This window comes from Vibrio sp. SALL6 (genome assembly GCF_002002385.1).
Lineage (GTDB): Bacteria > Pseudomonadota > Gammaproteobacteria > Enterobacterales > Vibrionaceae > Vibrio > Vibrio parahaemolyticus.
The window spans coordinates 399,271-424,625 of the sequence record NZ_MQVK01000023.1 but is presented as its reverse complement, the minus strand read 5'-3'; the positions used below and the strand labels follow the sequence as shown (position 1 = coordinate 424,625).

General features: G+C 46.0%; 20 protein-coding genes. 14 read left to right on the top strand and 6 right to left on the bottom strand.

Annotated features, from left to right (window positions below; genetic code table 11):
- Positions 1-183: 183 nt before the first annotated feature.
- The 4 genes from BIW15_RS16595 to udp all read left to right on the top strand — a co-directional run bounded on the left by BIW15_RS16595 (position 184) and on the right by udp (position 6,127).
- Complete coding sequence (locus BIW15_RS16595) at positions 184-1,803, top strand: NAD(P)/FAD-dependent oxidoreductase (RefSeq protein WP_005461132.1); 1,620 nt, start codon at positions 184-186, stop codon at positions 1,801-1,803.
- Between the two features lie 343 nt (positions 1,804-2,146).
- Positions 2,147-2,566 carry a CBS domain-containing protein gene (locus BIW15_RS16585; RefSeq protein WP_005461138.1) on the top strand — a complete coding sequence of 140 codons (420 nt, stop codon included), beginning with the start codon at positions 2,147-2,149 and terminating at the stop codon, positions 2,564-2,566.
- Between the two features lie 185 nt (positions 2,567-2,751).
- Positions 2,752-5,058: a zinc/cadmium/mercury/lead-transporting ATPase gene (locus BIW15_RS16580; protein WP_077281306.1), complete on the top strand. Its 2,307-nt coding sequence runs from the start codon at positions 2,752-2,754 to the stop codon at positions 5,056-5,058.
- A gap of 310 nt (positions 5,059-5,368) precedes the next feature.
- On the top strand, positions 5,369-6,127 hold the full coding sequence (udp, locus tag BIW15_RS16575; RefSeq protein ID WP_005461152.1) for a uridine phosphorylase: 759 nt from the start codon (positions 5,369-5,371) through the stop codon (positions 6,125-6,127).
- A 191-nt stretch (positions 6,128-6,318) separates the two neighbouring features.
- On the opposite strand, the gene BIW15_RS16570 is transcribed toward udp, so the two are convergent.
- On the bottom strand, positions 6,319-7,479 hold the full coding sequence (locus BIW15_RS16570; RefSeq protein WP_005461150.1) for a DUF1887 family protein: 1,161 nt from the start codon (positions 7,477-7,479) through the stop codon (positions 6,319-6,321).
- 153 nt (positions 7,480-7,632) lie between these two features.
- Positions 7,633-9,624: a methyl-accepting chemotaxis protein gene (locus BIW15_RS16565; RefSeq protein ID WP_015296455.1), complete on the bottom strand. Its 1,992-nt coding sequence runs from the start codon at positions 9,622-9,624 to the stop codon at positions 7,633-7,635.
- A 236-nt stretch (positions 9,625-9,860) separates the two neighbouring features.
- Between BIW15_RS16565 and hinT the strand changes: the two genes are divergently transcribed.
- The 7 genes from hinT (at position 9,861) to BIW15_RS16530 (ending at position 16,078) form a co-directional block, all read left to right on the top strand.
- Positions 9,861-10,211 (top strand): purine nucleoside phosphoramidase, encoded by a 351-nt coding sequence (hinT, locus tag BIW15_RS16560; protein WP_005461572.1) that lies wholly within the window; start codon positions 9,861-9,863, stop codon positions 10,209-10,211.
- A 74-nt stretch (positions 10,212-10,285) separates the two neighbouring features.
- Positions 10,286-11,683: a COG3014 family protein gene (locus BIW15_RS16555; protein WP_077281305.1), complete on the top strand. Its 1,398-nt coding sequence runs from the start codon at positions 10,286-10,288 to the stop codon at positions 11,681-11,683.
- Positions 11,683-12,075 (top strand): YcfL family protein, encoded by a 393-nt coding sequence (locus BIW15_RS16550; protein ID WP_005456243.1) that lies wholly within the window; start codon positions 11,683-11,685, stop codon positions 12,073-12,075. The genes BIW15_RS16555 and BIW15_RS16550 overlap by 1 nt, the downstream gene beginning before the upstream one ends.
- A 66-nt stretch (positions 12,076-12,141) precedes the next feature.
- Positions 12,142-12,732: a penicillin-binding protein activator LpoB gene (gene lpoB, locus BIW15_RS16545; protein WP_005456187.1), complete on the top strand. Its 591-nt coding sequence runs from the start codon at positions 12,142-12,144 to the stop codon at positions 12,730-12,732.
- 24 nt (positions 12,733-12,756) lie between these two features.
- A complete protein-coding gene (gene thiK, locus BIW15_RS16540; protein WP_005495931.1) occupies positions 12,757-13,638 on the top strand; it encodes a thiamine kinase in 882 nt (293 codons plus the stop codon).
- Between the two features lie 74 nt (positions 13,639-13,712).
- Positions 13,713-14,252 carry an alpha/beta hydrolase YcfP gene (ycfP, locus tag BIW15_RS16535; RefSeq protein WP_005456278.1) on the top strand — a complete coding sequence of 180 codons (540 nt, stop codon included), beginning with the start codon at positions 13,713-13,715 and terminating at the stop codon, positions 14,250-14,252.
- Between the two features lie 536 nt (positions 14,253-14,788).
- A complete protein-coding gene (locus BIW15_RS16530) occupies positions 14,789-16,078 on the top strand; it encodes an NAD(P)/FAD-dependent oxidoreductase (RefSeq protein WP_005456272.1) in 1,290 nt (429 codons plus the stop codon).
- Positions 16,079-16,208: 130 nt separating this feature from the next.
- Here the strand turns inward: BIW15_RS16530 and BIW15_RS16525 are convergent, their stop codons facing one another.
- From BIW15_RS16525 to BIW15_RS16510, 4 genes are all read right to left on the bottom strand, one after another.
- Positions 16,209-16,757 carry a GNAT family N-acetyltransferase gene (locus BIW15_RS16525; protein ID WP_005481806.1) on the bottom strand — a complete coding sequence of 183 codons (549 nt, stop codon included), beginning with the start codon at positions 16,755-16,757 and terminating at the stop codon, positions 16,209-16,211.
- A gap of 212 nt (positions 16,758-16,969) precedes the next feature.
- Positions 16,970-17,737: a peptidoglycan binding protein CsiV gene (locus BIW15_RS16520; RefSeq protein ID WP_021449347.1), complete on the bottom strand. Its 768-nt coding sequence runs from the start codon at positions 17,735-17,737 to the stop codon at positions 16,970-16,972.
- A gap of 7 nt (positions 17,738-17,744) precedes the next feature.
- Complete coding sequence (gene mfd / locus BIW15_RS16515) at positions 17,745-21,206, bottom strand: transcription-repair coupling factor (RefSeq protein ID WP_077281304.1); 3,462 nt, start codon at positions 21,204-21,206, stop codon at positions 17,745-17,747.
- Between the two features lie 5 nt (positions 21,207-21,211).
- Entirely contained in the window at positions 21,212-21,781 is a 570-nt protein-coding gene (locus BIW15_RS16510; RefSeq protein ID WP_005488461.1) for a PilZ domain-containing protein, read from the bottom strand.
- A 264-nt stretch (positions 21,782-22,045) separates the two neighbouring features.
- Here BIW15_RS16510 and lolC point away from each other — a divergent pair, with 264 nt between their 5' ends.
- From lolC to lolE, 3 genes are read left to right on the top strand one after another with little or no spacing between them, the layout of a single operon-like run.
- A complete protein-coding gene (gene lolC, locus BIW15_RS16505; RefSeq protein WP_029785989.1) occupies positions 22,046-23,254 on the top strand; it encodes a lipoprotein-releasing ABC transporter permease subunit LolC in 1,209 nt (402 codons plus the stop codon).
- A complete protein-coding gene (gene lolD / locus BIW15_RS16500) occupies positions 23,247-23,954 on the top strand; it encodes a lipoprotein-releasing ABC transporter ATP-binding protein LolD (RefSeq protein WP_020904029.1) in 708 nt (235 codons plus the stop codon). The genes lolC and lolD overlap by 8 nt, the downstream gene beginning before the upstream one ends.
- 2 nt (positions 23,955-23,956) lie before the next feature.
- Positions 23,957-25,201 carry a lipoprotein-releasing ABC transporter permease subunit LolE gene (gene lolE, locus BIW15_RS16495; protein WP_015296461.1) on the top strand — a complete coding sequence of 415 codons (1,245 nt, stop codon included), beginning with the start codon at positions 23,957-23,959 and terminating at the stop codon, positions 25,199-25,201.
- Positions 25,202-25,355 lie beyond the last annotated feature (154 nt).

The following is a 25,355-nucleotide window of genomic DNA, read 5'->3' as shown; positions in this document are numbered from 1 at the left end:
CAAAATCAAAGAAGGGGGATAATACTCATCCCAAGGCAAAATTCAACATTCACCAAGTTAAATCCGTCGTCCAACCTTGATTTAGTATGACAGACAATTCAATTTCTCGTAAAATGCGCGCCATTGTGAGCTGGGGGCCGTTAGGTTTTTTGGCTAAGACACCTACTATAACGAGACATCGATATGATTCGTATTAATGAAATTAAGCTTCCTCTTGATCATGAGGAAGGCGCGCTATTAGACGCGATCACTAAAAAACTTGGCATTCCTGCTGAGAAAGTTATCTCTTTTAACGTCTTTAGACGCGGCTACGATGCTCGTAAGAAAACCAATATTCATCTTATTTACACGCTAGACATCATCGTTGAAGGCGATGAAACCGCGTTGCTAGCGAAGTTCGCAAACGATCCTCACGTTCGCCAAACGCCAGACATGGAATACAAGTTTGTTGCGAAAGCACCTGAGAACCTAACAGAGCGCCCAATCGTCATCGGTTTTGGTCCATGTGGTCTGTTTGCTGGTTTGGTGTTGGCTCAAATGGGTTTCAACCCAATCATTGTTGAACGCGGTAAAGAAGTACGTGAACGTACTAAAGATACTTTCGGTTTCTGGCGTAAACGCACGCTAAATCCAGAATCAAACGTACAGTTTGGTGAGGGCGGTGCGGGTACGTTCTCTGACGGTAAGCTGTACAGCCAAGTGAAAGATCCAAACTTCTACGGTCGCAAAGTGATCACTGAATTTGTTGAGGCTGGCGCACCAGAAGAAATTCTATACGTAAGTAAACCGCACATCGGTACTTTCAAGCTGGTGACGATGATCGAGAAAATGCGTGCGACTATCATCGAGCTAGGTGGTGAAATTCGTTTCAGTACTCGTGTTGATGATCTTCATATGGAAGACGGTCAAATCACAGGCGTGACATTGTCAAACGGTGAAGAGATCAAATCTCGTCACGTGGTATTGGCTGTTGGTCACAGTGCGCGTGATACATTTGAAATGTTGCACGAACGCGGTGTGTACATGGAGGCGAAACCATTCTCGGTTGGCTTCCGTATCGAGCACAAGCAATCGATGATCGACGAAGCGCGTTTTGGTCCAAATGCGGGTCACCCAATTCTTGGTGCTGCGGATTATAAACTGGTTCACCATTGTAAAAATGGTCGTACCGTGTACAGCTTCTGTATGTGTCCAGGCGGCACTGTTGTTGCGGCGACATCTGAAGAAGGTCGCGTAGTGACGAACGGCATGAGCCAATACTCTCGTGCAGAGCGTAACGCAAACAGTGCGATTGTTGTGGGTATCTCTCCTGAGGTGGATTACCCGGGTGATCCTCTAGCAGGTATCCGTTTCCAACGTGAACTTGAATCTAACGCTTACAAACTAGGCGGCGAAAACTACGATGCGCCAGCACAGAAAATCGGTGACTTCCTGAAAGGTCGCGATCCAAGTCAACTTGGTGATGTTGAGCCATCATTCACGCCGGGCATTAAGCTCACAGACTTATCGAAAGCGCTGCCTCCATTTGCGGTAGAAGCGATTCGTGAAGCCATTCCAGCTTTCGATCGTAAGATCAAAGGTTTTGCATCTGAAGATGGCCTGTTGACTGGCGTTGAGACTCGTACCTCTTCACCAGTTTGCATTAAGCGCGGTAAAGATTTCCAAAGTGTAAACTTAAAAGGCTTCTACCCTGCGGGTGAAGGTGCAGGTTACGCTGGTGGTATTCTTTCTGCTGGTATCGATGGTATTAAAGTCGCAGAGGCGGTTGCGCGTGACATCGTTGCAGCAATGGAAAATGCATAATTAAATCACTTTTTGATTTGATGAAAGCCAGTCAGTTTTGCTGACTGGCTTTTTTGTATGTGCTGCATAGCTAATTAGGATTAGTGAGCATTTTCTGCGCGACATTTGAGACGTTTCCTCGTCATGTCTCTGGCTTTTGTTGGTGTTTACTTCTGCAGATAAATTTTTCTTACTGGGATAAATATGCAACAAGATTTAGCTTGAGAGCAGTAGATAAATGAATTTTGATAGAGATCAATAGACTACGCCTATGAACAAAATTGCTAATTTCCATTTAGTAAAATCAAGAAAGTAGACGACACTTATCTTAGGGCCGCAATAAAATGCCGCTAAGGAGATAAGAATGCATTCATTAAAAGTAAAAGATTACATGACGTTGCAAGCGGTGACTTTCACTAAAGACATGTCACTCACAGCCGCTTTGAACAAAGTGATGCAGAGCGTGACGCTTGGTGGTCCAGTCATTGATGAAAACGAAAAAGTAGTGGGGTTCTTATCTGAACAAGATTTGTTAGATAAGTTGGTGAAAGCCAGCTACCACTGCCAAGATACACATACTGTGCAAGAGTGTATGCATGAAGATGTGTTGTCCGTCTCGCCAGAAATGTCGGTCATTGAATTGGCGGATATGATGAAAGTCGGTAAGCCAAAAATGTACCCAGTAGTTGACGACCGAGGAAAGCTTGTTGGCATCATCACTCGCCGTGATGTTCTGCGCGCTATTGGGATGACGTTAAACGAATGCTTTAAACATCCAGTTTGATGACGACATCGACATGACTACTTCGGAAAGGCGCTGCGGCGTCTTTCTTTTTTTCGGAAAAAGGCTGAGGTTGAGCGAAGTGGTTATTTTTCGCTTTTAACAAAATTCGTCTTGACCTTGGAGCTAGCTCCAAGGTTTATCCTTAGTGGTAGATGAACAGTCTCAACCAATAAGGAAAACAAACTATGTGTACAAAACATCAAGGTTGCCAGTCAGGCAAAATCAAAACTGCGGTGCCACTCAGCGCCCATGACTCTTGCTGCGCTCCAACTAAACCGACGCTAAATATTGCTCAAGCGGGTGTTGATACTGTTGAAAGCTCTTGCTGTAGTGGAGGCAGTTGCAGTTCGGACACCGCCGATGAAGAAGGCCCCGCGGAACTGCGAGAATCCTCAGTCCGTAGCAGTTGGCTCGTGTCCGACATGGATTGCCCATCTTGTGCGCAAAAGCTTGAAAAAGCCATCATGTCATTGCAAGGCGTTACGAATGCCAAAGTCCTTTTTGCTACAGAAAAGTTAGTTGTCGATTTTGATGACCATTCCCTAAGTTTGATCATCGAACAAACAGCGCGCCAAACTGGTTTCCCGCTTTCTGCGCTGGATAAACCAAAGCAAAAGAAAGAGAACAAAGGCTGGTTCGGTTTTGTTCAAGACAATCTACAGATTTTATCGATCGCAGGTGCAATGGCATTTGCGGGCCTTGTCGCAAGCATCAACCCTCAGCTTAGTAGCTGGATTTTTACTTTAACCTGTTTGCTGGGTTTGTATCCTATTGCCCGTAAGGCAGTCAAACTGGCTCGTGGTGGCACACCATTTGCCATTGAAACACTGATGAGTGTTGCAGCATTAGGTGCGTTGTACTTAGGTGAAACCGCAGAAGCCGCGATGGTGTTATTGCTCTTCCTTATTGGTGAAAAGCTAGAAGCATACGCATCGTCGCGAGCTCGAAGTGGCGTTCAGGCCTTAATGGATTTGGTGCCAGAAAACACCACGCTGATCATTGATGGTGTACGCAAAGAAGTACCAGCGTCTCAGCTTCAACCTGGGGACGTCATTGAAGTGGCACCTGGCGGTCGCTTGCCTGCTGATGGTGTATTGATGACGACGTTAGCCAGCTTTGATGAAAGTGCATTGACCGGTGAATCAGTTCCTGTTGAGCATGAAGAGGGCGGGAAAATCATGGCGGGGGCGGTGGTAGTCGATAAAGTAGTGCAGGTGCAAGTGACCTCCCGCCAAGGTGAAAATGCCATTGACCGCATCCTTCATTTGATTGAAGAAGCTGAATCGCGCAAAGCGCCGTTAGAACGATTCCTCGATAAATTCAGTCGCTGGTACACGCCACTTATGATGCTGGTGTCTCTTGCTGTCATCGTTACGCCACCATTACTGTTCGCTCAACCTTGGGAAACATGGGTGTACCGTGGTTTAGCATTGCTCTTAATCGCTTGTCCTTGTGCCTTGGTTATTTCAACGCCTGCTGCGATTACGTCGGGTCTGGCTGCTGCGGCACGCCGTGGTGCATTGATCAAAGGTGGGGCAGCACTTGAGTTGCTTGGCAAAGTGGAGTCGGTCGCGTTTGATAAAACAGGTACGTTGACACAAGGTAAACCGCAAGTAACGGACGTGGTGACTTATGATGTAACAGAAGAAACACTACTGAGTTTAACGGCTTCTATTGAGGTGGGCTCAAGCCATCCTTTAGCGATTTCATTAGTGAAGCGAGCCGAAGAACAAGGCGTTTCGATTCCTGAGGCAAGTGATAAAACTGCTCAAGTCGGCTCTGGTGTAACAGGTTTGGTGAACGGTAAATTAGTGCAAGTTATTGCGCCATCAAAAGCGGACTTCCCTGTTTCTTCGAAAGTTGAACAACGTGTTATTGAACTGGAAGAACAAGGCAAAACCGTGGTGATCGTTCGTCACGATTACGAAGTTATTGGCGTGATCGCGTGGCAAGATACTCTTCGTCAAGATGCTCAACAGGCAATCGCCACGTTGAAAATGTTGGGCGTGAGTTCTGTGATGTTGACGGGGGACAACCCACGCAGTGCAGGAGCGATAGCCCATCAAATTGGTTTGGATTACAAAGCGAGCTTGTTGCCTGCCGATAAAGTGCGTTATGTGGAACAACTTTCTACTGAGCACACGGTTGCGATGGTTGGTGATGGTATTAACGACGCACCTGCGATGAAAGCTTCTAGCATTGGTATTGCGATGGGCGGAGGTACTGACGTCGCATTAGAAACTGCTGATGCGGCACTAACGCACAACCGCTTGGTTGAACTGCCAGCAATGATTGAATTATCACGTGCGACGCTCAATAACATTCGTCAAAACGTGGCATTGGCGCTTGGCTTAAAAGGCGTGTTCTTAGTCACCAGTTTATTGGGTATCACTGGGCTTTGGGTTGCGGTCTTGGCAGACAGTGGGGCGACTGCGTTAGTGACACTCAATGCGCTACGACTTCTGCGTTTTGAATCTAAACAAGTGCAATAACGCTATTCTCAAAGTTGCTCTATATTTAACCCGAGGCGTTTCTCGTCTCGGGTTTTTATGTTTCTGTGAGCACTATAAGTTTTGTGAATGTAATCTGAACCGTCGGACTTGTTGTTATGCAACGAAATGATAAGTTCGCCCGAATAATGTGATCTAAACCGTTTTAATTTGAAATTGTATATTTATTACATTTTATCAATGTGATTGTGATCACTCTATGTTGGTGCAAGGTTCGCTACAGTGCTCCTGTACCCAACAACTTACTAATGAGCTTATTGTTTACAAAATAAGCCACAATAAGGAGCGACATATGTCTCAAGCTGTATTCCATTTAGGTGTTACTGAAGCTGATCTTAATGGTGCAACTCTAGCCATCATTCCAGGTGATCCAGCGCGTGTTCAAAAAATCGCAGAACAAATGGAAAACCCTGTATTCCTAGCAAGTCACCGCGAATACACGCTTTACCGCGCAGAGCTAGACGGTAAGCCAGTTGTGGTTTGTTCAACAGGTATCGGTGGTCCATCTACCTCTATCGCAGTAGAAGAGTTAGCACAGCTTGGTGTTCGCACATTCCTACGCGTAGGTACGACTGGTGCAATTCAACCACACGTAAACGTAGGCGATATGATCGTGACAACAGGCTCTGTTCGTCTAGATGGTGCAAGCCTACACTTCGCTCCAATGGAATTCCCAGCAGTTGCAGACTTTGATGTTGCAACCGCGATGAAAGCAGCAGTTGAAGAATCTGGTGCAACAGTTCATATGGGTGTGACTGCTTCAAGTGACACTTTCTACCCAGGTCAAGAGCGTTACGACACATTCACTGGTCGTGTTGTGAAGCGTTTCCAAGGCTCTATGAAAGAGTGGCAAGACATGGGCGTGCTGAACTTCGAAATGGAATCAGCAACGCTACTTACCATGTGTGCAAGTTCTGGCCTGAAAGCAGGTTGTGTGGCGGGTGTAATCATCAACCGTACACAAAAAGAGATTCCAGATCATTCAACACTGAAAGAAACGGAAGCTCGCTCAATTAAAGTTGTAGTAGAAGCAGCACGTAAAATGCTTTAAGCGCTCACTTTAGTTGGCATTTAAACAAACAGAAAAACCCAGAGGCTTACCTCTGGGTTTTTCTATGCGCCTTGTTCAAGGTGCGGTTTTCTAGATTCTGAAACGCAAAGTGATTGAAGCTAGGATAGGCACTAAAAACAGGCATTAAAAAAGCAGCTCCAGTGAGCTGCTTTCGTGTTTTTAGAGGGCGACTAAATTTCGTCAGAACCGCCAGCGGCTTCAAACCATTTTGCAAGATGCGTTTTGAGATCTTTCAGCTCTTCAGGGCCGATAAGCGCAAGGCCAAGATCTTCTGCACGTGTAATGTCATTGTGACGAAGAGGGCGGAAGCTCACCAGCATAGCGCGTGCTTGTAGACCGCCTAGCAGGTCACGCAAAGATTCCAGTTTGTACAGCGTATCGTCACCATCATCGCGCATGCCTTTCGTTTTACACTCAATGATGTGCAGCTTGTTATTTACAACCGTTGCTACGTCTAGCTCGTTACGTACTTCACTTTCACCCAGCTTACGATATACCTGAACATTCAAAGAGCGATCTTGAATCGTTGGCATAGTGTCTTGGATTTGCTTCACAGTGCTGTGAACCAGGGTCTCCAACCATTCGCCGTTAGAGAATCGACGTGCGTCTTCGTTCGCGAAGGTCAAAATGCCATTTTCGTAAGTCGCGATCTGTGCTTCGACAAGATCCGACAGCAGCATGTTGAGTTCACGGTAGCCTTGTTGCTTCTCAGAGAGCTCCACATCCAGCTTCTGTTCCTTACGGCAGGTTGTCGCAAGGTAGTTGAGTGTCGCCAAGCCTGGGCCCAATTCTAGCGCATTTGACGCCCAGCGTTCGCCAAGCTCATACAGTTTTTGATCAAGAAGAGGAGGAAGGTCTACGTGGTGGAACTCGCCGCGCGCACCGAAAATGGTTAGGTAGTCGGAGATAGTAATGTGGTCTTCAACTTGCGTATCTTCTTTGCCATCTGGGTAAAGCCAGCAAAGTTTGTCACTGTTTGGTTCAACTACGAAGATAGGCCAGCGATAAGTACGGAAAACCTCGTAAACCGACAACAATCGATGACGAAGGCCACAGCTTGCGTTCAGTTTGACGTCTTCTCCACGGTCGTGAAGATCTTTCGCGAGCTTTTGAATCGATTGTTTAATCAGGGTTGTATTGACAGCAGACGGAATTTCAAAAAACTCAGAAGTAATCTCTCGCTGCTCTAACACGCTACTCAGTCGGTCAAACATATCTACCTGTGTTTTGTCACCAATGAATACGATATGTGTGCTTAAAGTGCGATTATCCAATAGAGGAGTGACCAATCTCACTGGGTCTTGGTCGATAATACCAACATGAACAGCCATAGATTTTCCTTTTTGTGTGGCCGCTCGAAAAGAGAAGTGCAAGGGATGAGCAGGCCATATTACCCATATGTAGACAAGGCCGAGAAAAAACAAGGGCGACTTCATAAAAAGTCGCCCTTATACAGCTGGTTGCATCAACTATTGCATAAAAATTTACAATTTAAAGCGATGGACTAATTCATTTTGCTGATGAGCAAGCTGAGTGAGAGATTCACTCGTATGAGTGATGCTTGACATCGCGTGGTAACTTTCATCCGCAATATTGTTGATGTATTCAATGTTGCGCGCAATATCTGCTGAGGTTTCGCTTTGCTCTGCTGCCGCTTGAGAAATGTGCGTACTCATTTGGCTGATTTCGATAATGAGTGCTTGGATCTCTTCCATTGAACTGTTCGCTTTCGAGGCTTGCTCAACCGACATTTCCATATCACTCATGCAGCTTTGAATCACTTGGTTGGCTGACTGAGAGCTCGATTGCAGATTGCTGATCATCGATTCGATTTCTGTGGTGGATTGTGTGGTTTTTGATGCCAGCACACGTACCTCATCGGCTACCACGGCAAATCCGCGTCCTTGCTCACCTGCACGTGCTGCTTCAATCGCGGCATTGAGTGCCAACAAGTTGGTTTGCTCAGCAATGTTGCGGATGACATCCAAAATTGAGCCAATTTGACCACTCATCTTTTGCAGTTCAGAAACGGCAGACACGGACTCGTGAAGGCGCGTTTCTAGCTGATTGATGGTCGAAATGTTACTACTCATGACATTTCGGCCTTCTTCGGATGCAGACTCAACACGTTGAACCATTTCCAAAGAGCCTTGAGCGCTTTGCGCAACTTCTTGAACCGAGTGAGACATCTCGGTCATAGCCGTTGCCACGTTGGCGGTCTGCTCACGTTGTGCATTCAGCTTAGATTGCGCTTGAGAAGACGTTCGTTCGTTCGTTGTCGCGGTCGAGGCTAAGTTTTCTGATGCTTCATTTAGCTTCACTAGAATGTCGTGCAAGCTGTCCGCTAACGTGTTGATATGGCCACTAACGCGGCTGAACTCGTTGTTAAAGCGAATATCAATACGTTGCGTCATATCGCCTTTAGTTAGGCTCTCTAGCGCATTGAGAATACGTGTTAATGGCTCACGCACACTTTGCGCGATGTGATAGCCGATAGCCGCCGCAAACAAAACCACAACTACACCAATCACAATCGCTTTCGTCACGCCAGCAGAGTAAATGTCACCGGCATCATCAAGAGATTCGTTTAGTTTGTCTGTTGCTGTCGTTGTGAATTGCTCAAGGATAGCCATCGTAGAATCGACTTTGTTAGCTAAGTTCGCAATGTTGTCATATAGAGCTGCGCGAGCGTTGAGGTAGTTGTTGTGTTGGTCTAGCACACCGCCACGCATACCTACGTCACGGGTAAATTGTTCTACGGATTCGCCAAAAGCTTTTTCTAACTCAGGAAGCTGAGTGACCAACCCACGGAACGCGTAGTTCAAGTGCGTTACTGCTTTACGGTTTTTCGTTACCGCTTGCGTAACAAACTCAGGATTGGAGCTGGCCAGCGCATCGGAAGTGATCACTTCGGCATCTTTGAGTTTGATGAAGTAGCTTTTCGCCATAACCTTCACTGAAATACTCGATTGGTCTGCAACGTATTCTTTCAGGCCAACAGAAAGTTCAGTGTTGAGTTTTTGAAAGCGGCGCGATGACTTCTGCACTTCTTCTTGTGCTGAAAACATTGCTTCATAGTTGTCCATCGCTTCGAGTGCTTCGGTAAAGTAGCTTTGCTCTAGCGTCTTCAGTTGAGAAAAAGGTTCGGCAAGAGAAGGGTAGATCTGGCTTGCTGATTCGAGCTGCGCCAAAGTGGATTCAAAACGTTGTTGAGATCTCGCAAACTCCTGACGCATTTCTTCCATGCGCTGTTTATTCTCAGTGGTCAGAAAATCTTTAAAAGACTTGTCGGCAGAAAGCAGTTCCACACTGGTTTGGTTAGATAACGATACAAGGGGCAACGATGATTTAGAGACGGTTTCAAATTTCCCGTGAATATCGTGCATTCCCCCCATCATAATGGCAATTGTGACAGCAAACAGGATGATTATCAGCGCAAAGCCCGCATACATCCTTTTAATAACTGAACCTCGCATAAGTGAGCTTCCTCTCCCAAAAATAGACAACATAAATAAGAATTGTCTTAAAAAAGTAACAAAATTCATTGGATTGTATTGAGTTCGTGACGCACGTTTTATGACGCATACGACAAAAAAAGCTTCGTTTATTAGCATTAGATTGATAATGTTAAGTGAACACTGTTTTTTATTGAGCTCAGCTTTGGGTTGGAGCATACTAAATGGGTTACACACCTTTATAAAATGGAGTCCCCATGGCGGAAGAAACTATCTTTAGTAAAATTATTCGTAAAGAAATCCCAGCAGACATTCTTTACCAAGATGATTTAGTGACCGCGTTTCGCGATATTAACCCTCGCGCGCCAAGCCACATTCTTATCATCCCGAACAAGTTGATTCCGACAACGAACGATGTGGAAGCAGAAGACGAAGCAATGATGGGACGCCTATTCACTGTGGCGAAGAAGCTTGCGAAAGAAGAAGGCATTGCTGAAGACGGTTACCGTTTGATCCTTAATTGCAACCCTCATGGTGGCCAAGAGGTTTACCATATCCACATGCACCTACTAGGCGGTCGTCCTTTAGGTCCAATGGTATTGAGCTAAGCTAATTTGAAAAGGGTGGTGCCTATGCCACCCTATTTATATTCTTTTCTGAGCACACATTTGCGGAGATAAATGTGAAATTAGGTGTGAAGCTGTTTGGACTGATTAGCTGGGTCTTGATGGCGTCTGGCTGCGCTAATTTGTCTGCGGGCAATTTGTTTAGCCACTACAGCGACCAGAATCAAGAAGTTTATCAGGCAGTTGTTGCTGGCAATTATGCCAACGCTGAGCAACTCCAATCGAGCGACGTCGGTGGCGAGATCCTTGGCAATTTCGAAAAGGGTCGTATTTCATTCCTTGCGAAAGATTATCCAACCAGCCTCAAAGCTCTCGAAGATAGCGACCGCGCGGTACGTGTTCAACAAGACCGAGCAACCATTTCTGTTTCTGAAACAGCGACGAGCGTAGGTTCACTCGCTGTAAACGACAATCTTAACGAATACCAACCTGCAGACTACGAACTCGGCTTTTTGCATTTATACCTTGGTCTGAACTATCTACAAAAAAATGATTTAGAAGGCGCACTCGTCGAAGTTCGTCGTGCCAACCAAGTTCAGGAAGCGGCGAGAAAAGCGCGTGAAAAAGAGCTGAAGTCGGCAGAAAAAGATCTAAAAAACCAAGGTATGTCAGCCAACTTAGGCAGCGTGCTCGCGAGTTATCCAGACGCAGGGAAAAAACTCAGTGCGGTGCAAAACGGCTATCTCTTCTATCTTTCTGGTTTGTTGTACGAAGCGTCACGCGATCTAAACAGCGCTTATGTGGATTACCGTCGCGCTTTGGCTGTGATGCCAGATAACAAACAGGTTATGGAAAGCACGATGTATGCCGCGAAAAAGCTCGGTATGCGTGAAGATTTACGTCTGCTTGAAAAACGCTATGGCAAGGCACCGACAGGGTTAAATAAGTCGCAAGGACGCGTCATTGTGATTGACGAGCAAGGTGTGGTTGAGGCTTTGCAAGGTTGGCGTATTGATTTACCTATTTTTGACAGTCGCGGCAATGGCGCAATCTACTCATTGGCACTACCTTATTATCCAAAACGTGGGGCACCACGCTTTAGTGATGTGGCTTTGAATGGAAAAACGCTGCCTTCTAGTATGTTGGCTGACGTTAATGCCATGGCTCAGAATGATTTGAATGAACGCTTAACGACAATAGTGATTCGCCAAGCCATTCGCGTTTGGGCGAAAGACCGAATCAGAAAAGAAGCAGCGAAAAAAGGCGATGACGTGGGCAATATTCTTTTCAACGTTTGGAATACATTAACAGAACAACCAGATACTCGAAGCTGGCAAACGCTGCCAGCGCAAGTGAAGACAGCCTCACAAATTGTGAAGCCGGGTACACAGCAGCTAAATTTAGGCGATCAAGTCTATCAATTTGACGTACCAGCGCAGCAAACCACACTGGTGTGGGTTTCTCGTCAGGGAGCGCATTCGACGGTATGGCATAAACAATTAGGGAGATTGTAATGAGAGCATGGCTTATTGGCTTAGCAGTCATTATCGGTTTGGCAGGTTGTGCGGACAACACTGCTGGGATCCGAGTTGATGGCCAAACACAAAACGTATTTTTTAACGATAACGTATTGGGCAGCCGACTGTTGGTTGACAACATCACCACGACTTACGTCGATGATCGACCACGTGGTGTGGTGCAGTTAAGCAGTAACTACAAAGGTGACCAGCACATTCTTTATCGCTTCTACTGGTACGACAACAATGGTTTGGAAGTGAACACCAAACCGGGGCCTTGGCGCAAAATGATCGTGCGTGGATTTGAATCTGTGACGCTTTCGGAAGTCACGGTCAATCCAAATGGCACACATTTCCGTGTTCAAATTAGAGAAGCACAAGACGATTAATCTTAACGGCTTTGCCGTAGCTGCCGCGCCAATATGCGCTGGTATTGATATAACTAAGGAACTCTCATGAAAAAAAGTATTATTGCTCTTTTAGGTCTAGCCGTTATTTTGGGTGGTTGTTCTAACAAAGTCTCTTACGGTGATTCACAAGCGACTGAAACGACAACCATCGATTTCGGTTCGACGGACCTACAAAAAATTGCTGGCGAGATGGTAGACAGCATGATGATGTCAGGTTCAGTAGCAGCAATTACTCGTGACCAACGTCCAATCGTGTTTGTTGAGCGAATCAAGAACAAAACCAGTGAGCACATCGACACTGAATCGATCACTGATACTATCTCAACTAAAATGCTGAACTCAGGCAAATTCCGCTTTGTTGATATGGACCGCGTAGAATCGGTTCGTGAACAACTTAACTTCCAAAATACGGACGAGCTTGTTAACCAAAGTACAGCAATTCAGTTTGGTAAAATGGTCGGTGCGCAATACATGCTTTACGGTAACCTTTCTAGCATCGTGAAAAATGCAGGTAGCGATAAAGATGTATACTACAAAATGACAATGCGTTTGATGGATTTGGAAACAGGCCTAATCGAATGGGCTGATGAAACAGAAATCCGCAAAGAGCAATCTAAGAGCCTATTTGGCCTTTAATTGACCATAATGGAGAAGTCATCGATGGCGTGGTTTTCTTGGCAACAAGCAAAACAGTTAGATCCGAGCTTAAATGCGTTAGATGGCTTCTTTTCAGAACCACCGGTGAAGGTGCAAACCGTCACCGGCGGGCTCACTAACCGCTGTTGGCGGTTGGAATCTTCTCAAGGCCTTGCTTATGTCTGGCGACCGACCAGCAACGTATGCAAGGCTTTTTCTATCTCTCGTCATAACGAGTATCAAGTTCTTCATGCGATCGAGCCGCTAAATCTCGGGCCAAAGCCGATCTTCGTTCATGAGCAAGGGTTGTTAGTGGAGTGGATCGATGGGATCACGCTGACAAAAGATGGCATCGAGTTGGAAGAACTCTTACCCATCGCGGCGACCATTCATCAATACCATTCGAGCTCCATACCTGTTGTGCCATTTTCTTACATCTCGCGAATTGATCATTATTGGTTGGAGTTAGAAGGAAAGTACGTCGGTTCGGAATTTGAAACCCTATACAAACACTGGCGTTCTGAACCTAGTGTTGAACAAATTCCGTTAGCGCTGTGTCACTTTGATTTGGGGTGTTACAACCTAGTTCGGGGAGAGCAGGGCGTGAAAGTCATTGATTGGGAGTACGCAAGCCTTGCAGACCCAAGATTGGATTTAACGCTCATTTTGCAAATTACCGATTCGCCAATAGAGGAGTCGGTTGAACGCTATTGCCAGATTCGAAATATTGAAAATACCTCAGTTTGGCTTGAAGGAGTAAAAGCGTGGCAACCCCGCACTTTAGTGATGGCAATGCTTTGGTACTTGCTTGCTTATAAATTATGGGGAGATGAACAATACTTAAACAGTGCGCAAGAGTTTAAAGACTTATTGTGTTTAGAAGATCACTGTTTTGAGAACTCGTGACGTTTTCCCCTTTATCAGTAAGGAAATAGTGGTAGTTTTAAAAAAAGTACCAGATTTTACAGGGAGAGGTACACATGATTATTTACTTGCACGGCTTTGATAGTACAAGCCCAGGTAACCACGAAAAAGTTCTTCAACTACAGTTCATCGATGACGATGTTCGTTTCATTAATTACAGTACGCTTCATCCTAAACATGACATGCAGCACCTGCTAAAAGAAGTGTCAAAGGTCATCGATCAGTCTGATGATCCTAATCCACTTATCTGTGGGGTTGGCCTTGGTGGGTATTGGTCTGAGCGTATTGGTTTCTTGTGTGGTATTAAGCAAGTGATGTTCAATCCGAACTTACATCCAGAAAACACCATGGCTGGTCGCATCGATCGCCCAGAAGAATACGAAGATATTGCAACGAAGTGTGTAGATCAGTTCAGAGCTAAAAACCAAGGGCGCTGTTTAGTGATTTTGTCGAAAGAAGATGAAATTCATGACAATACAAAAACGGCTTCTGAGTTAGAAAAGCACTACGACATCATCTGGGATGAATCGCAGTCACATAAGTTCAAGAAAATCTCTCAGCATCTTCAAGCGATGAAAGAGTTCAAAAATACCTAGTATGCAAAACTCATTGTTTACGATTTAAACAGCACTGCTTGCAGTGCTGTTTTTCTATCTGTCCCATTTCGCTTTTTGCTGGATTATTCCAGCTCACATTTTCAGCCGTTTAAAGGCAAGAATATTGTGTTCTTTCTATGGTTTTCTTACTGACGAACTATGTGGCACGAATACCTTGTTGTAGAGTAGTCGAAAAGTAGTCAATCCGCATCCAGAGTAAGGATTTTGGTTGCCTTCAAAGGATGGCTCTATATAATGAACCAGACTAAAATAATTTGATAAATATCAAAAAAAATTGAGAGCGAGTGAGAAACTTGCCCACTTTTGTCTGGAATCGTATGTTTCAGGCGATGTAAATGATGCCCAATGAACAAACAGTAATAACAACGAAAAACATAGGCATCCGTTTTAATCCAAACAAGCTGAGACACCTCTAAGAACCAAGAATTCATCGGTTGGATGTTTTACTGCAGATTTGCTGTGAGTGAGACATCGGGCTGAACCCCATATATTCATTTTTGTAGAGGAAAATCATTGTGACACGCATTATCGTTGTAGGCGGCGGTGCTGGTGGCCTTGAGTTGGCGACTAAGCTTGGCCGTACTCTTGGTCGTAAGAACCGTGCGCAAATTACGCTAGTAGACCGTAAAGCGAGCCACTTGTGGAAACCACTGTTGCACGAAGTTGCAACGGGTTCTTTGGACGAAGGTGTTGACGCTTTGAGCTACCGTGCTCATGCGAAAAACCATAGCTTCGATTTCCAAATGGGTAGCCTTCAAGACATCGACCGTGAACGTAAAGTGATCATTTTAAGTGAGCTGAAAGACGAGCACGGTGAACTTCTTATGCCAAGCCGCGAGCTAGAATACGATCTTCTAGTGATGGCGATTGGTTCAACATCGAACGATTTCAACACTCCAGGCGTTCGCGAAAACTGTATTTTCCTAGATAGCCCAGAACAAGCGCACCGTTTCCGTACAGAAATGAACAATGAGTTCCTAAAGCTGCATGCGAAAAACGGTAACGGTACAGTGGATATCGCGATCGTTGGTGCTGGCGCAACGGGCGTTGAGCTATCGGCTGAGCTGCACAATGCCGTGAAAGAACTTCGCACTTACGGATTTGGTGATCTAGATTCAAGCAAGCTGAATGTTAACCTGATTGAAGCGGGCGAGCGCATTCTTCCTGCATTGCCCCCACGTATTTCGTCTGCGGCGCATCAAGAGCTTGTTAAGCTGGGCGTAAACGTTCGTACAGCAACGATGGTGACTAAGGCGGAGAAAGACGGCCTAACTACCAAAGATGGCGAAAAAATTCCTGCGCAAATCATGGTTTGGGCTGCGGGTATCAAAGCACCTGATTTCATCAAAGACATTGCAGGTCTAGAAACAAACCGTATTAACCAATTGGTTGTGAAAGGAACACTGCAAACAACGCGTGATGACGATATTTTTGTTATCGGCGACTTGGCGCAATGCACACAACCAGACGGCTCATTTGTGCCACCTCGTGCGCAAGCTGCGCACCAAATGGCTAGCCAAGCGTTCAGCAACATTGTGGCGAAGCTAAATGGTCGTGAGTTGAAAAACTACGTGTACAAAGACCATGGTTCTTTAGTGTCTCTAAGCCGCTTCTCTACAGTAGGTAGCTTGATGGGTAACTTAACCAAAGGGTCGATGATGGTTGAAGGCCGTATTGCACGTGTTGTTTATATCTCACTATACCGCATGCACTTGATGGCACTTCACGGCGTGTTCAAAACAGGCTTGATGATGCTGGTTGGCCGCATTAACCGTGTATTGCGTCCAAACCTTAAGCTTCACTAATATCGGCGATTCAGCCAGTTTCAGTGTTGAAACCATAGAAAATAAAAAGCCACCGCAAGTCGGTGGCTTTTTATTTTCTGTTTTGTCCCGTCCCAAATAAGGCTTACACCTTCCAACGCTTACCGCTGTCTTACAGCAAATCTGTTGGCAGAAGTGAATACACGACGCCATCTTTTGGTTTGCCATGGAAAATAAATCGATTTCTGGCGATGGCTTCTTTTTTTGCTCCAACGGATTCGATCAACGCTTGGCTGGCGTTGTTATCAGGATCACAAACGATTTCAATACGAGTTAAGCTCAGTTTCGCAAAACAAAATTCTGCCAACGCTTTAATCGCCTCTTGAGCGTAGCCTTGTCTTTGGTAACGGTCTGCTACCCAATAACCAATACTCGCCATATTAAACGTATGGTAAAGCTCATTCACGGCTGCCATTCCCAGCAAGGTATTGCTATCTCTATCATAAATACCGAAACCAAATGCTTCCGTTTTGACCCAATTTAAACGTGTTGCTAGTAGAAAGTCTTGGGCATCTTTTAGCGAGACTTCTGCGTCACACCAATCAAGCCAAGTATGCAAAGATGGGGATTGGGAGAGCAATCGTTGTAGCGAGTGAGCGTCATCTGCTGGGATAAGACGAAGGGCTAGGCGAGGGGTGATGATTTCAAAATCTGGGCTCATGAATAAATACGACTTCCATTGCTGATTTTAGAGATACCGACCTTTCGTTCCTTAGGTCATTGTAGTTGTTGGCTTGGGTTTACTTCGCTCAAAGGCTAAGGCTCCAAACCGAGTGACTACTGGCATGGTTGTGATTAAATGAGTTTAGGTGATATGAAGTGGCAGATAAAACAAAGCGCAGCGATTGCTGCGCTTTGTAGAACTGTCGAAGTTTAGTTAACTCGACGCACTTGGATGATCATTCCCATTAGAGGGTTGTCTAAGTAGTGCGTTTCGCTGCTTTTCATGCGGCGTTTTTGATCCAATCGGTAGCTCTTTAAGAAGGTTTCTTCAGTCACCGTTGGTGAGATTTCTGCGAGGTTACCCACTTGAACGTTGCCGTCAACATCACCGAGTTCATCATTCAACTGGTCAGTTGATTTAGACTCAAAGCGAACTTCACGGACGCTTGGTTCACGCAAATCCAGCGTGGTTTCTGCAAACAAGTAATGCTGCACGTAAATTTGGAATTTGCCATCTAACTCATACAGTGGGCCGTTGATGGTTTCTTCGTTATAGCCGTCGCTAGAGTAGCTGTTATTGCCATTAATCGGACTACCGTCTGCATTGTAAGAGCCAGAGAAATCACGACCACCTACAATTCGAAAGATTGGCGCGCTTGCTTTCCCTCGATCACCTTGACGCCATGCTACGTGTTTTAGCACTTTAAATCCGGCGTGATTGTTCAGCGCCGCTTCTTGTGCGTTTAAGCGGAAAGAAGAGCGAGGTAACAGAGTTACGCCTTTAGAGCGGCGGTAGGCTTCGCTGTCCAAACTGCCGACATTTTCCATGTCGATTTTAGGCAGTTGGTTTGGCCAAGATTCAGTAGTGCTTTCAGCGTCGACTGCTCGCTTGAAAATAATTACTTCAATATCAAATTGACGCGCAGCCCAAGAAGGCATTGAGACACATAGAAGCAATAACGGGATCAATATTCTCATTCGACTATTAGCTCGTTGGTAATAAATTCTGTTTAAAATCATTCAGTAAGTCTTGTACAAACTGAATGCGTTTACGTCGGTCCGCCAATGGTACGCTAAACTTGAACTTAGTTGGACCTTCCATTGCAAATTTTTGCGGCTGTGATTGCAGGAGTTTAACTAAATACGCTGGATTTATGTCAGCATCAGGGTAAAACTCGATAAATCCACCTTTATCATGGGCTTCTATCTTCTTCGCTTTAATACTACCTGCGGCAAATTTCAATTCTGAGACAGCCAGTAAGTTCTTCGCGGCATCAGGAAGTAAGCCAAAGCGGTCGATCAGCTCAACTTTTAATTCGGATAGCTCATCGCTGTCGCTCACACTCGCAATTCGTTTGTACATCGACAGACGCGTATTGACGTCTGGAATGTAATCATCAGGCAGTAGCGCAGGGATTCTCAGTTCTACTTCTGTTTGTTCACGAAGCAGATCATCCAATGATGGCTCTTTACCTTCTTTCAAAGCTTCGACTGCTTGTTCAAGCATTTCCATATACAGTGTAAAACCAACAGATTGAATTTGACCACTTTGTTCGTCACCAAGCAGTTCACCAGCGCCACGAATTTCCAAATCGTGCGTTGCCAGAGTAAAGCCCGCGCCTAAGTCTTCCAGTGAAGCAATGGCATCGAGACGTTTAATGGCATCTTTGGTCATTGCTTTTGGATGTGGCGTTAACAAATAAGCATAAGCTTGATGGTGAGAGCGACCAACACGGCCACGCAATTGATGCAGTTGCGCCAAGCCAAGGTTGTCAGCACGATCCATAATGATTGTGTTGGCCGTCGGAACGTCGATACCCGTTTCAATGATGGTGGTACACACCAACACGTTAAAGCGCTGGTGGTAGAAATCATTCATGATACGTTCCAGTTCGCGTTCACGCATTTGGCCGTGTGCCACGGTAATACGGGCTTCTGGAATGAGTTTTTGTAAGTCTTCTGCCGTTTTTTCAATGGTTTCAACCTGATTGTGCAGGAAGTAAACCTGACCACCACGCATGATTTCACGCAGTACGGCTTCTCGCACCACGGACTCTTCACGTTCACGAACAAATGTCTTGATAGCTAAACGGCGTGCTGGTGGTGTGGCGATGATCGACAAATCACGCATACCACTCATTGCCATGTTCAGCGTACGAGGAATCGGCGTTGCCGTTAGGGTAAGAATGTCCACATCGGCGCGCATCGCTTTGACTTTCTCTTTTTGACGAACACCGAAGCGATGCTCTTCGTCGACGATCAACAAACCCAAATCTTTGAATTTGATGTCGCTGGAGAGCAATTTGTGCGTACCGACGACGATATCAACTTTGCCATCCGCCACATCTTGCAAAATCACTTTTTGCTCTTTGGCTGATTTGAAGCGAGAAAGCACCTCGACTCGGATTGGCAAGTTCGCGAAGCGGTCACGGAAGTTTTCAAAATGCTGCTGAGCAAGCAGGGTTGTTGGCACGAGTACGGCAACTTGTTTGCTGTTGTCTGTAGCAACAAAGGCCGCACGCATGGCAACTTCTGTTTTACCAAAGCCAACGTCACCACACACCAAACGATCCATGGCTTTTGCTTGGCACATATCGGAAAGCACCGCGTTGATTGCCATGGCTTGATCATCGGTTTCTTCAAACGGGAATGTTGCTTTGAAGGTCGCGTATTGGCCTCGATCCAAGGCAAATTTAAAGCCCGGTTTTAGCTCACGCTTCGCGTATACATCAAGTAGCTCTGCTGCAACATCGCGTACTTTCTCAGCTGCTTTTCGACGTGCTTTCGACCACGCTTCTCCGCCAAGTTTGTGCAGAGGAGCCGTTTCTTCAGCGCCGCCAGAGTAACGGCTGATCAAGTTTAGCGAGGAAACGGGAACATAAAGTTTGGCGTCGTTTTGATATTCAAGCGTCACATACTCGGTTTTCATTCCCCCCGCTTCAAGGGTTTGCAGACCAATGTAGCGACCGATACCGTGGTCTATATGAACAACAGGTTGGCCTGGTTTCAGCTCGGCAAGGTGGCGAATAACAGTGTCACTGTTGACGGCTTTTTTGTCTTTGCGACGGCGTTGAATTACGCGATCGCCAAGCAAGTCACTTTCGCATATCAGCGCGAAATTCAGCTCGTCATGAATAAAGCCGTGTTCTGCTGAACCAAGAATCAACGTGAAACGGTGGTCTGACTCCAAAGCGTGATACAGCGATTCTTGCACCACTGGGCGAACTTTGATGCCTTGCAGAAGCTCAGTCAGGGCTTCGCGTCGACCTTCCGATTCCACCGAAAAGATGATTTTGCCCGTAAATTGTTCGCTGAATTGGCGCAAACGAGATAATGGCTCTTTGTTTTGCTGTTGAACGCCAAGTTCTGCCAGTGTTTGTACCGCTAAGTTTTGGCGGCCAGCACGTTTCACTACTTTCTCTAGGCTGAGCTGTGCCTGAGGAAGTTGTTTGAAGTGTGCAAACAATTCGTCTTTCTTGAGCCACAAATCATGTGGGGCAAGAAGTGGACGCAGAGGATCAATTTTCTTTTGATCGTAGCGATATTCGACGTCATTTAAGAATGTGTCGACAGCTGCTTCAATGTCGCCGTATGTGATCAGCTGCGAATCTTCAGGTAAGTAGTCGAACAGGGTTTCGGTATGGTCGAAGAACAGTGGTTGCCAGTATTCAATGCCTGCCGGCCACGTTCCTTTGGTGACTTGCATGTAGATGGATTCTGGCTCGCGTCTCGCCTCAAACTGGGTGCGCCAACGAGTACGGAAATCTTCAATCGCTTCTTTCGTCGTTGGGAATTCATGCGCAGGCAGTAATTGGATTTGCTGAATGTCTTCAATAGAACGCTGGTTTTCCGGATCGAAAGTGCGAATGGTGTCGATCTCATCATCGAAAAAGTCAATACGGTAAGGATCAGCACTGCCCATCGGGAATAAGTCGAGAATCGAACCTCGGCTCGCGTATTCACCCGGCCCAAATACTTGGTCTACGTGACGGTAACCCGAGTTCTCTAGTTGCACTCTCAGGTTTTCTAGCGAGAAATTATCGCCTGTTTTGACCATTAGTGTGTGCTGTAACAAAAATTCTCGCGGAGATTGGCGCTGAAGAACAGTGCTGACTGGCACGATAGTGACACCGCCACGTTGATTTGGCAGTTGGTATAGGCGAGCAATACGGTCAGAAATGATCTCTTGGTGCGGAGAAAAATTGTCGTATGGCAACGTTTCCCAATCAGGGAAAAGGCTTACCGGTTGGTCGGTAAACTGTTCGATTTCTGCTTGCAGTTTCAACGCGATCTGCGGATCTGGCACAACCAGTAGTGAGTGACTTGGATGCTGCTTGGCCAGTTCGGCAATGGCGAGTGGCAGCGCTGCACCGGGTAAGTTGCCAAGTTGTTTTTTGTCGCCACGCTCAGTTGGATTGGTGACGGAAAGTATCGTTGCTTTGGTCATAGGAGTTATTTTTTATCTCGCTCCAGTGAGCGCTGACGTAAAAGTTTTTGTTGTTGATATAAAGCGGCTTTAATGAGCAAATCTTGGTCTGCTTCTCTGAGCATTTTATATCTAAGAGTGACGACGAACCCTTGCTCAGAGGCGACACACTCTACGACTTGAGCGTAGCAGTAAATTGCCGCAGCAGGATGGTCAAGAAAGAGTTTTACTCGGACAAATTGGTCCGTTTCAACTGGGCTTGATGAGCGGTAACTCAACTGACTTGCTCCAAATTGAGTGGTTTGGAAGCGAACCGAAATATCATCTTGTTGAGACAACATAAAGCTCAGCAGTAAGTTGAGCTTTGAGTTTTGCGTGTCGAGCAAACTAATAACGTGTTTAAGCTCTTTATTTTGCAGCTCTAGGCGTGCGTTATCTGCCAATGTATCTAAGTGGCTGAACTCGCTCGCGACAATAAAAGGCGCAGGAATTTCTGACACAAACGTTTGTTCGTCTGGCAAAGCAAAATCGGTCCCCAAGGCTTCCACGTTAATGGTGAGGTTATGGTGAACGGTGAAGTATTCTTGCTCTGTCATAAATCGGTCCTTTGTTGCCAGCGAGCACTCTCATTTCACGAATAATAAGAGGGATAGGGCACTGATTATCGCTAACTGAATGAAGTTATCAAGTTTACCACTACTGCGTTTGAACTTTTTGCCCTAAATGCAGACTTATTGCATGTCGTTGACAAATTTAGCGATTATCTTGTCTTCTTCATGAGAAGAGTAAGGTAAGATAACTCTTATTATTTAGAACTAGGGTCAATCGCCCTTATTAGAAAACCAGTTGGTTTGTCCTGTATGTATCATCCTATCTCTTTGTTTATTGGCTTGAGATATCTTCGGGGACGCTCCGGAGATAGGTTTAGCCGATTTGTTTCTTATATGTCGACGGCGGGCATCACGATCGGTGTGATGGCGTTGGTCACTGTGCTTTCGGTTATGAACGGATTCGAAGCACAACTGAAAGAGCGCATTCTTGGTGTTCTTCCTCACGCGGTGATTTCTCAACATGATGGTCGCACTCCACTGACGGAGTCTGCGCCGCAATTCATTCAAGCGATGTCGGATGTTGCTGAGCCAGAACCTGTTGTTCGCGGAGAGGCGGTAATTCAAAGTTCGGCGCAACTGACGGCAGGTTATTTGATAGGGATTGAACCTAAGAAAGGCGACCCGATTGCCAACCATTTGATTGCTGGTCGTTTGTCTTCTCTTCAAGCGGGAGAGTACAAAGTGTTTCTTGGCCACAGTTTAGCGCGCTCTCTTAAGGTTTCTATTGGCGACAAAGTTCGTTTAATGGTGACAAACGCCACGCAGTTTACCCCTCTTGGTCGAATCCCTAGTCAGCGCAACTTCACAGTGGCTGGTATTTTTAATACCGGTTCGGATGTCGATGGTCAGCTTATGATCGTCAATATGGCGGATGCAGCTAAGTTAATGCGCCTGCCCAAAGATACCGTATCTGGCTGGCGAGTGTTTTTCTCTGACCCATTTATGGTGACGGATTTCGCTGATAAACCGATGCCTGAAGGGTGGCAGTGGAGTGATTGGCGTGCACAACGTGGTGAGCTTTTCCAAGCTGTGAAAATGGAAAAGAACATGATGGGCTTAATGCTGGGTCTCATTGTCGGCGTTGCAGCGTTTAATATCATTTCTGCTTTGATCATGGTGGTGATGGAAAAACAATCTGAAGTCGCGATTTTGAAAACGCAGGGTATGACGCAATCGCAAGTCATGACGATTTTCATGGTGCAAGGCGCAAGTAGTGGTGTGATTGGGGCTATTGTCGGCGGAGCGGTTGGCGTGGCGTTGTCACTCAACCTCAACGCCATTTTGGAATCGGCTGGCGTGGCTCTGTTCAGCTTTGGCGGGCATTTGCCAATTGTGATTGATTCTTTCCAAATTCTATTAGTGGTAGTGCTAGCGATTGCTCTGAGTCTGGCTGCTACTGTTTATCCTTCTTACCGAGCATCTTCTGTTAAACCTGCTGAGGCACTTCGCTATGAATAAGCTATTAGAATGTCGTGATATTCGTAAAGTATACCGAGAAGGTTCGTTGGATACGGAAGTGTTGAAAGGCGTGAGCTTTGATATCGATAAAGGTGAGCTCGTTTCTATTGTTGGCTCATCGGGCTCAGGTAAGAGTACGCTGCTTCATATCCTTGGCGCATTGGACGACGCTACGCAAGGTGAAGTGGATTTTTTAGGGCAGAACCTGTCGGCGTTAAGCTCCAATAAGCAGGCTGCTTTGCGCAATAAACATCTTGGTTTTGTGTATCAATTTCACCACTTACTTGCTGATTTTACGGCGATCGAAAATGTCGCAATGCCACTGCTGATTGGCGGTACTAAAGTGACAGAAGCTAAGCAGGCGGCAAAAGCACTGCTTGAGAAAGTGGGCTTGAGCCATCGTATGGATCACCGCCCATCAGAGCTGTCTGGTGGTGAGCGCCAGCGTGTGGCCATTGCTCGTGCTCTTGTGAACAAGCCTGACTTAGTTTTGGCTGACGAACCAACTGGTAATCTGGATCATAATACGGCTTTGGCGATTTACGATTTGATGCGTGAACTAAACAAAGAGTCGAACATCGCCTTTTTGGTGGTGACGCATGACAACGAACTCGCAGCAAAAATGGACCGTCAGATGCACATGCAAGATGGTCTTCTGGTGGATCGTTTGATGACCGAATCGGCATCGGTGGAGGGCTAGTTTTGTTCTCTTCTTTAGCATTAATGATTGGTGGACGCTTTAGCCGTGCGAAAAAGCGCAACAAAATGGTGTCGTTCATTTCTCTTTCTTCAACCATTGGCATTGCAGTAGGCGTGGCGGTGATCATCATTGGCCTTTCGGCGATGAATGGTTTTGAGCGTGAGCTTCAGTCGCGTGTGTTGTCCGTGATTCCTCATGGTGAGTTAGAAGGGGTTAACGGGCCACTTCAGAACTACACCAAGACGATGAACCAAGCGCTGCAACATGAGCATGTCGTTGCTGCCGCTCCGTACGTCCGCTTTACAGGTTTAGCCGAAAAAGGCAGCAAACTTAAGGCGATTGAAGTGCGTGGTGTGGATCCTGCGTATGAGCAAGCGGTGTCGAGCATGTCTGACTTTATTGATCCAGAGGCGTGGCAAAACTTTTACTCAGGTCAACAGCAAGTGATTTTAGGTCGAGGAGTTGCAAATGAGTTGAAGGTGCAAGTCGGTGACTACGTCACGTTGATGATTCCTCAAACGGGTGGCACAAATAAAGTTCAAGCGCCGAAACGTGTGCGCGTCAAAGTGGCGGGCTTTTTGACGTTGAACGGCCAAATTGATCATTCATTGGCTTTAGTTCCGCTGGCGGATGCGCAGCAATACGCTCGTTTAGGAGACGGCGTAACTGGAATTTCTCTAAAAACCGATGATGTTCTTGATGCGCCTTCGATCGTTCGAGAAGTCGGCAACCTAGTGAATGTGTACGTATATTTGAAGAGTTGGCAGCAGCAGTTTGGCTTTCTCTACCGTGATATTCAGTTGGTACGCACGATCATGTATTTGGTCATGGTATTAGTGATTGGTGTGGCGTGTTTCAACATCGTCTCGACATTGATGATGGCGGTGAAGGACCGAGCAGCAGAGATCGCAATTTTGCGTACGATGGGGGCAAAAGATGGTCTGATTAAACGTATTTTCGTTTGGCAGGGCGTCTTCTCTGGAGTGTTTGGTAGCCTTGTCGGTAGCCTTGTTGGTGTGTTGGTTGCGTTGAATTTAACTCCAATCATTAAGGGGCTTGAAGGCTTAATAGGACACCAGTTTTTATCGGGTGACATCTACTTTGTGGACTTTCTTCCATCGCAGTTGCATTGGCCTGACGTCGCATTGGTGTCGACCACCGCTATAGTATTAAGCCTATTGGCCACTTGGTACCCAGCTTCTCGAGCAGCGAAACTGAACCCTGCCGCAGTTTTGAGTGCTAAGTAGCGAAGGAAGGAAAGCTAGCCTCGTAGACATCGTTGTTAGCGATGACTTATTTTGCTAAGTACTCTAGATACAGAAAAGGACCTTTCATGGTCCTTTTTTGTATTCATTAGCATCTTTTCATTCTTTGCTTACATTTCGTTTCAGCTTTATTGTC

What these genes read in the sequence shown, in the direction of transcription:
- lolD (WP_020904029.1), top strand. Translation starts at nt 23,247, where the DNA reads ATGAATAAGCTATTAGAATGTCGTGATATTCGTAAAGTATACCGAGAA.
- lolC (WP_029785989.1), top strand. Translation starts at nt 22,046, where the DNA reads ATGTATCATCCTATCTCTTTGTTTATTGGCTTGAGATATCTTCGGGGA.
- ycfP (WP_005456278.1), top strand. Translation starts at nt 13,713, where the DNA reads ATGATTATTTACTTGCACGGCTTTGATAGTACAAGCCCAGGTAACCAC.
- BIW15_RS16595 (WP_005461132.1), top strand. Translation starts at nt 184, where the DNA reads ATGATTCGTATTAATGAAATTAAGCTTCCTCTTGATCATGAGGAAGGC.
- BIW15_RS16565 (WP_015296455.1), bottom strand. Translation starts at nt 9,624, where the DNA reads ATGCGAGGTTCAGTTATTAAAAGGATGTATGCGGGCTTTGCGCTGATA.
- BIW15_RS16510 (WP_005488461.1), bottom strand. Translation starts at nt 21,781, where the DNA reads ATGACAGAGCAAGAATACTTCACCGTTCACCATAACCTCACCATTAAC.
- lpoB (WP_005456187.1), top strand. Translation starts at nt 12,142, where the DNA reads ATGAAAAAAAGTATTATTGCTCTTTTAGGTCTAGCCGTTATTTTGGGT.
- hinT (WP_005461572.1), top strand. Translation starts at nt 9,861, where the DNA reads ATGGCGGAAGAAACTATCTTTAGTAAAATTATTCGTAAAGAAATCCCA.
- BIW15_RS16580 (WP_077281306.1), top strand. Translation starts at nt 2,752, where the DNA reads ATGTGTACAAAACATCAAGGTTGCCAGTCAGGCAAAATCAAAACTGCG.
- mfd (WP_077281304.1), bottom strand. Translation starts at nt 21,206, where the DNA reads ATGACCAAAGCAACGATACTTTCCGTCACCAATCCAACTGAGCGTGGC.
- BIW15_RS16525 (WP_005481806.1), bottom strand. Translation starts at nt 16,757, where the DNA reads ATGAGCCCAGATTTTGAAATCATCACCCCTCGCCTAGCCCTTCGTCTT.
- thiK (WP_005495931.1), top strand. Translation starts at nt 12,757, where the DNA reads ATGGCGTGGTTTTCTTGGCAACAAGCAAAACAGTTAGATCCGAGCTTA.
- BIW15_RS16550 (WP_005456243.1), top strand. Translation starts at nt 11,683, where the DNA reads ATGAGAGCATGGCTTATTGGCTTAGCAGTCATTATCGGTTTGGCAGGT.
- BIW15_RS16585 (WP_005461138.1), top strand. Translation starts at nt 2,147, where the DNA reads ATGCATTCATTAAAAGTAAAAGATTACATGACGTTGCAAGCGGTGACT.
- BIW15_RS16570 (WP_005461150.1), bottom strand. Translation starts at nt 7,479, where the DNA reads ATGGCTGTTCATGTTGGTATTATCGACCAAGACCCAGTGAGATTGGTC.
- BIW15_RS16520 (WP_021449347.1), bottom strand. Translation starts at nt 17,737, where the DNA reads ATGAGAATATTGATCCCGTTATTGCTTCTATGTGTCTCAATGCCTTCT.
- udp (WP_005461152.1), top strand. Translation starts at nt 5,369, where the DNA reads ATGTCTCAAGCTGTATTCCATTTAGGTGTTACTGAAGCTGATCTTAAT.